Origin of the sequence: Pseudomonas sp. PS02303, from assembly GCF_029959925.1 — a bacterium.
Taxonomy (GTDB): domain Bacteria; phylum Pseudomonadota; class Gammaproteobacteria; order Pseudomonadales; family Pseudomonadaceae; genus Aquipseudomonas; species Aquipseudomonas mandelii.
In genome coordinates this window covers 1-6,818 of the sequence record NZ_JASCOM010000299.1, presented here as the reverse complement: position 1 = coordinate 6,818, position 6,818 = coordinate 1, and the positions used below count along the sequence as shown (strand labels likewise).

At 61.5% G+C, this 6,818-nt stretch carries 5 protein-coding genes; all 5 read right to left on the bottom strand.

Going from position 1 to position 6,818, the window contains the following annotated elements; genetic code table 11:
* Nucleotides 1–125: 125 nt before the first annotated feature.
* The 5 genes from QMX98_RS30870 to hutH (QMX98_RS30850) all read right to left on the bottom strand — a co-directional run bounded on the left by QMX98_RS30870 (nucleotide 126) and on the right by hutH (QMX98_RS30850) (nucleotide 6,721).
* Nucleotides 126–1,082 carry a choline ABC transporter substrate-binding protein gene (locus tag QMX98_RS30870; RefSeq protein ID WP_282411887.1) on the bottom strand — a complete coding sequence of 319 codons (957 nt, stop codon included), beginning with the start codon at nucleotides 1,080–1,082 and terminating at the stop codon, nucleotides 126–128.
* A 311-nt stretch (nucleotides 1,083–1,393) separates the two neighbouring features.
* A complete protein-coding gene (hutG, locus tag QMX98_RS30865; protein WP_010464507.1) occupies nucleotides 1,394–2,197 on the bottom strand; it encodes an N-formylglutamate deformylase in 804 nt (267 codons plus the stop codon).
* A gap of 10 nt (nucleotides 2,198–2,207) precedes the next feature.
* A complete protein-coding gene (hutI, locus tag QMX98_RS30860) occupies nucleotides 2,208–3,413 on the bottom strand; it encodes an imidazolonepropionase (protein WP_282411886.1) in 1,206 nt (401 codons plus the stop codon).
* Between the two features lie 132 nt (nucleotides 3,414–3,545).
* A complete protein-coding gene (hutH, locus tag QMX98_RS30855; RefSeq protein ID WP_010464511.1) occupies nucleotides 3,546–5,078 on the bottom strand; it encodes a histidine ammonia-lyase in 1,533 nt (510 codons plus the stop codon).
* 119 nt (nucleotides 5,079–5,197) lie between these two features.
* The gene (gene hutH / locus QMX98_RS30850; RefSeq protein WP_282411885.1) at nucleotides 5,198–6,721 is read right to left on the bottom strand and encodes a histidine ammonia-lyase; all 1,524 of its coding nucleotides are present in this window, start codon (nucleotides 6,719–6,721) and stop codon (nucleotides 5,198–5,200) included.
* Nucleotides 6,722–6,818 lie beyond the last annotated feature (97 nt).

Here is a 6,818-nt window from a genome sequence, read left to right as displayed (position 1 = left end):
CGTTCAGGAGATGGGGCCAACCCCTGTGGGAGCGAGCCCCGCTCGCGAAAGCGGAGTGTCAGTCAACATTGATGTCGACTGACACTCCGTCTTCGCGAGCAGGCTCGCTCCCACAGGTTTTGCGTTTAGGGCTTCAAGCTGGCCAAAACGGTCGCCGCGCCCTCCTTGCCCTCAAAGCTGGTCACACCGGCCAGCCAGCGCTGAAGGTCTTCGGGATGATCACGCAGCCATTGCCGGGCAACGTCCTGAGGCGTCTTGCGCTCCATGATCGGCACCATCAACTGGCTTTCCTGGGCGGCGGTGAAAGTCAGGTTCTCCAGCAAACGGTTCACGTTCGGGCAACGTTCGGCATAGTCCGGGGACGTCACAGTCGAGACCGTCGCTGCGCCTTCGTTGGGGCCATAAACGTCTTCGCTGCCGGTCAGGTAGGCGACTTTCATGTTGATGTTCATGGGGTGCGGGGTCCAACCGACGAACACCACGAACTCCTTACGGTTCACCGCCCGCTGAACGGCCGCGAGCATGCCGGCCTCACCGGACTCGATCAGCTTGAAGTCTTTCAAGCCGAAGTGATTGGTCTCGATCATGGTTTTGATCGTGGTGTTGGCGCCACTGCCGGGCTCGATGCCATAGATCTTGCCGCCGAGCTTGTCTTTGAACTTGGCGATGTCGGCGAAGGTTTTCAGCCCGGCGTCCGCAACGTACTGAGGCACCGCGAGCGTTGCCTGCGCGTCGGCCAGGCTCGGCTTATCCAGGACCTTCACTTGTTTGGCATCAAGGAACGGCGCGATGTTCTTGTCCATCGCCGGTTTCCAGTAACCGAGGAAGATATCGAGGCGTTTGTCGCGGATGCCGGCAAAGATGATTTGCTGCACGGCGCTGGTTTGCTTGCTTTCGTAGCCGAGGCCGTTGAGCAATACGTCAGCCATGCCGCTGGTGGCGATCACGTCGGTCCAGTTGACCACGCCCATGCGCACGGCCTTGCAGGACGCATCGTCACTGGCCAGGACGCTAGTGCTCAGAAGAGCGGTGCCGCAGAGGATTGAGAGACAGCGGGTGAACAAACCTTTGGTGCTTGTCATAGAGAGCGTTCTCGTGCGGCAGATTATTGTGAGGGCCGGTGTCTTCTTGCACCGTGACCAGCACATTACGCAGCGTCGAGAGGGTAAAAGCGAACTGTAGCGACCGAGATTTGCACGGTGGCGACCGTTCCGCTCAGCTAGCGAGACCAACCCCGCCCTGTGGCGACGGAGCTTGCTCCCGCTGGGTTGCGAAGCAGTCCCCAACCCATTCAACCGAGTTTAATCAGATATACCCGACTCGCCGGGTTTACGACGGCTTCGCCGCCGAGCGGGAGCAAGCGCCCTCGCCACAAAAGCGCGCTCCCACAGGGTTATGCGTTGTAGTGCTTTTGGCCCCAGGCCAGCAGACCTTGCAGCAATTCCTTGAGCACAACCTGCGTCGGCGCCGCCAGGTCCGGGCGATAGCGAAACGGCTCAAACTCTTCCATGTACGTGCACTGCCCTAGCTCCAGTTGCACCGCATGAATGTTTTCGGCCGGGTTGCCGTAATGCCGGGTGATGTGGCCGCCCTTGAAGCGACCGTTCAGCACGTGGCTGTAATCGGTGTGCCTGGCGCAGATCGCTTCCAGCTGAGTGGCCAATTGTGGATCGCAACTGGCGCCGTTGAAGGTGCCGAGGTTGAAGTCCGGCAGCTTGCCGTCGAACAGGTGCGGGATGATCGAGCGGATCGAATGCGCATCGAACAGCAACGCGTAGCCGAACTCGGCTTTGAGTCGCGCCAGTTCGTTCTGCAGGGTGGTGTGATACGGCGTCCACACCTGCTCCAGATATGTTGCTCGTTCCGCCGCCGACGGTTCCATCCCTTCACGGAACAACGGAATGCCGTCGAACAGCGTCGCCGGATACAGACCGGTGGTGGCGCCGACATACAGCGGCTTGTCGTCAGACGGACGGTTCAAGTCGATGACGAAGCGCGAGTACTCGGCAGCCAATGTACTGGCGCCCAGTTCGGCAGCGAACTCATAAAGTTGGGGAATGTGCCAGTCCGTGTCCGGCAGGCTGCGCGCATCGGGGATCAACCCGGCTTCCACCGCCGGAGTCAGGCGCAGGCCGGCGTGGGGCATGCTGATCAGCAGCGGCACGCGGCCTTGTTTGAAGTTCAGAACCTTATCCACAACTGCTCTCCTAAACGCTCGTTTCGACGCCGTGACGCACGACGCGTTTTTCCAGGTCGCCGCCCAGCCAGTACGACAGATCGGCGGGACGATCGATTTGCCAGGCGACGAAATCCGCGACCTTGCCGGCTTCCAGCGAACCGTGAGTGTCAGCCATGCCCAGCGCGGTGGCGGCATGAATGGTCGCGCCCGCCAAGGCTTCTTCCGGGGTCATGCGGAAACAGGTGCAGGCCATGTTCAGCATCAAGCGCAACGACAGCGCCGGTGACGTGCCGGGGTTGAGGTCGCTGGCGATGGCGATTTTCACGCCGTGTTTGCGCAGGGCATCCATCGGTGGCAACTGGGTTTCACGCAGGAAGTAAAACGCACCGGGTAGCAGCACCGCGACGGTGCCGGAACTGGCCATGGCGATGGCGTCGTCTTCGGTCATGAATTCCAGGTGATCGGCCGACAGAGCGTGGTAACGCGCCGCCAGGCTCGAACCGTGCAGCGACGACAATTGCTCGGAGTGCAGCTTCACCGGCAGACCCAGTTCTTGTGCGGTGATGAACACCCGCTCGACCTGTGCCGGCGAAAAGGCCAGGTATTCACAGAACGCGTCCACCGCATCCACCAACCCTTCGGCGGCCAGGGCCGGGAGCATTTCAGCGCAGATGTGATCGATGTAGTCGTCAGCGCGATCCGCATATTCCGGTGGCAACGCATGAGCGGCGAGGCACGTGCTGCGCACGCTGACCGGCAGTTCGGCGCCGAGACGACGGATGACTCGCAGGATCTTGCGTTCACTGGCCAGGTCGAGGCCGTAGCCGGATTTCATTTCGACCGTGGTCACGCCGTCGCGCATCAGGCTTTTCAGACGCTTGGCGGCGCTGGCGAACAGCTCATCTTCGGTCGCTGCACGGGTGGCGCGCACGGTGCTGGCGATGCCGCCACCGGCTGCTGCAATTTCCGCGTAGCTGACACCTTTCAGGCGCTGTTCGAATTCACCGCTGCGGTTACCGCCGAACACCGTGTGGGTGTGGCAGTCGATCAGGCCCGGGGTGACCCAGGCCCCTTTCAAATCATTGACCGCCGGGTACTCACCCGACGGCAGTTCACTGCGCGGGCCGACCCACTCAATGTGCGCACCGGACGTCACGATGGCCGCATCCTCGATGATCGAGTAGACGCCTTGCGCCATGGTTGCGACGTGGCAGTGTTGCCAGAGAGTTTTCATCCCGAGTTCCTCGTCTTTGATCGTTCCCACGCTCCACGTGGGAATGCCTCTAGGGACGCTCTGCGTCCAGTGACGCGGAGCGTCACGGGCTGCATTCCCACGCAGAGCGTGGGAACGATCGGTGGGTAGGGGTTAAAGGCTCGGCAAAAGCCTGGCCGACACCAGTTCATTCAGGCAACGCGTGGCCAACAACTCAGTCGCCGCATTGATGTCCGGCGCAAAGAAGCGGTCCTTCTCATAGAACGGCACTTCTTTACGCAGAATCCCACGGGCGTTTTCCAGCTTCGCCGAAGTCTTCAGACCTTCACGCAAATCCAGCCCCTGAACCGCCGCCAACCATTCCACCGCCAACACACCGCGCGTGTTTTCAGCCATTTCCCACAAGCGCTTGCCGGCAGCCGGTGCCATCGATACGTGGTCTTCCTGGTTCGCGGAAGTCGGCAGGCTGTCCACCGAATGAGGATGGGACAACGCCTTGTTCTCGCTAGCCAGTGCCGCCGCAGTCACCTGGGCGATCATGAAACCGGAGTTCACCCCGCCATTGGCCACCAGGAACGGCGGCAGTTGCGACATGTGCTTGTCCATCATCAGCGAGATGCGACGTTCGCTCAGGGAACCGATTTCAGCGATGGCCAGGGCCATGTTGTCAGCGGCCATGGCCACCGGTTCGGCGTGGAAGTTACCGCCGGAGATCACGTCGCCTTCAGCGGCGAAGACCAGAGGGTTATCGGAAACGGCGTTGGCTTCGACGGCCAGCACTTCGGCCGCCTGACGGAACTGAGTCAGGCAGGCGCCCATGACTTGCGGCTGGCAGCGCAGGGAGTACGGGTCCTGGACCTTTTCGCAGTTCTGATGCGAGTCGGATACTTCACTGCGCTCGCCCAGCAGATCACGGTAGGCGGCAGCGGCGTCGATCTGGCCTTTCTGGCCACGGGCGGCGTGGATGCGCGCGTCGAACGGCGAACGCGAACCCAGCACGGCTTCGACCGTCAGGGCACCAATCGCCACGGCACCGGCGAACAGATCTTCGCCTTCGAACAGACCGCGCAGCGCATAAGCGGTCGACACCTGAGTACCGTTGAGCAGCGCCAGGCCTTCTTTCGCCGCCAGGGTCAACGGCGTCAGGCCGGCGACTTTCAGTGCTTCAGTCGCTTCCATCCACTCGCCTTTGTAGCGGGCCTTGCCTTCACCCAGCAACACCAGGGACATGTGCGCCAAAGGCGCCAAATCGCCGGACGCACCGACTGAACCTTTCAATGGAATGTGCGGGTAAACCTCGGCGTTGATCAGCGCGATCAACGCGTCAATCACGACGCGGCGAATGCCGGAGAAACCACGGCTCAGGCTGTTGACCTTGAGCACCATGACCAACCGCACCAGCGCGTCGCTGATCGGCTCGCCGACACCGGCGGCATGGGACAGCACCAGCGAGCGCTGCAGGTTTTCCAGGTCTTCGCTGGCGATGCGGGTCGAAGCCAGCAGGCCAAAACCGGTGTTGATGCCGTAGGCGGTGCGGTTCTCGGCGAGGATCTGTTCCACGCAGGCAACGCTGGCCTCGATCTGCTTTGATGCACTGTTGTCGAGGGTGATTTTGACCGGCTGCTGATAGATATCACGCAGTTGGGCAAGGCTCAGTTGGCCGGGAATCAAATTTAGCGCAGTCACTTTTATTCTCCTTTTGAGAGTCTTTTTGTTAACTAACCAGACGCTCCGGAAATGTCCGTTGTCCGTCGCTTCCCGCCTCGTGGGGGCTGGCGCCTTGGCACGCTGGTTTGATGTAGGAATCAGTTGAGGTTCGGTAAAGCCTTGTGCAGCAAAATCGGATCTTTCAACACGCCGGCAGCGGCGGCGATGTCCGGCGCCAGCCAGCGGTCCTGGTCATAGGCCGGGACGCGTTCACGCAGCAGACGCCACGCGGCATCGGTGCCAGCGCCAAAACGCTGTTCCTTGAGAAATTCAAACGCCTGGGCCGCCAGCAGGTACTCGATGGCGAGGATCTGTGTGCAGTTTTCCAAGGCACGATGCAGCTTCAGCGCCGCGTTGGTGCCCATGCTCAAGTGGTCTTCCTGCAAGCCCGAGGTGACGTAGTTGTCGAGCACGGCCGGTTGCGCCAATTGGCGATTTTCCGCGCACAGCGACGCGGCGACGTACTGGACGATCATCATCCCGGAATTTACCCCGGGGTTGGCCACCAAAAACGCTGGCAGACCACTGACGTGCGGGTTGATCAGGCGGTCCAGGCGACGCTCGGCGATGGAGCCGATTTCGGCCATGGCGATGGCCAGCAAGTCCGCCGCCAGCGCGACCGATTGGCCATGCGGGTTGGCCTGGGACATGACACGGAAGTTGTCTGGCGTACCCAGCAGCAACGGGTTGTCGGTGCAGCCGTTGAGTTCGGTTTCGATCTGGCGGATCGCGTGCGTCAGTTGATCCCGTGCAGCACCGTGGACTTGCGGGATTGAACGGATGCTCAGCGCATCCTGCGTGCGAATGCCTTTGCTCGATCCAATCACTTCACTGCCATCCAGCAACGCTCGCAGATTGATGCCGACCTGCTGCATGCCCGGATGCGGTTTGAGCGCGATGATCTCGGCATCGAACGCCGCGATCTGGCCACGCTGGGCTTCGAAGCTCATGGCGCCGATCACGTCGGCCCATTGCACCAGGCGCGTCGCATCGGCAATCGCCAGACAGCTGAGGCCGGACATGCACGGCGTGCCGTTGACCAGGCACAAGCCATCTTTGGCCCCCAACTGAACCGGTTGCAGACCTTCTTCGGCCAGGGCTTGCTGGGCGGAAACGATCTGCCCGCGATAACTGACATTGCCGACACCCAACAGCGCGATGCTGATATGGGCCATGTGGGTCAGGTAACCGACCGAACCCTGGGACGGCACTTGCGGGGTGATGCCGCGATTGAGCAGCGCCAGCAGCGCTTCGACCACCCGACGATGAATGCCGGATTTGCCATGGCTGTAATTGCGGATCGCCGCGCACATGATTGCACGGGTCTGCTCGTCGGCCAGCGGAGCGCCAACGCCACAAGCGTGGCTGAGCAAGGTGTTGCGCGACAACTGGCTCAGTTGTTCGTCTTTGAGCGAGACGTTGCACAACGCACCCAGGCCCGTGTTGACGCCATACGCTCGCTCGCCGCTGGCGACGATGCGCTGGACGATCGCCTGGGCATTCTCGATCCGCGCCCAGGCCTGGGCCGACAGCTCAAGCTGAGCGCCATGACGGGCGACGGCAACCACATCCTGCCAACGCAACGGGGCGTCGGCGATAACGATTTTTTCAGCCTGGGACATCTTTGACCTCTTACCTGAATATTGATGCAGCTTTGCCGACGCTTTCGCGAGCAGGCTCGCTCCCACAGGGTACGCATTCCAATTGTGGGAGCGAGCC